General features: G+C 39.8%; 1 pseudogene. It reads right to left on the bottom strand.

Features of this window, described 5'->3' with window-relative positions:
• Window positions 1-329 (bottom strand): annotated as a pseudogene (locus ACRHOC_RS14760) (NAD(P)(+) transhydrogenase (Re/Si-specific) subunit alpha); the annotation flags it as partial.

Below are 329 nucleotides of genomic sequence, written 5' to 3'. Positions count from 1 at the left end.
TTTAGATATTCGGCTGAAGCTACTTTGGCATATCCTCCTTCAGAAACATCTTCCGTCTCATTCTCAACAGATATGAATTTTGCTCCTAACGACTCTGTTTGCTCTTTGGTTTCTGGACGAATGTCTGTTGCTTCTACCACTGCTCCTAAGCGCTTTGCTGTAGCAATAGCTTGTAATCTAGCAACACCAACACCATAGACAAGAAGTCTTGCAGGAGTTATTGTTCCTGCTGGAGTCATCATTAGAGGGAAAATTTTAGTCATTTCATAAGCTCCAAGAATAACCGCTTTATAGCCAGCTAAATTGTTTTGAGAACTTAAAACATCCAT

It is taken from the genome of Winogradskyella poriferorum, assembly GCF_050618035.1.
Lineage (GTDB): Bacteria > Bacteroidota > Bacteroidia > Flavobacteriales > Flavobacteriaceae > Winogradskyella > Winogradskyella poriferorum_A.
This window is presented reverse-complemented; position numbering and strand designations above follow the sequence as displayed.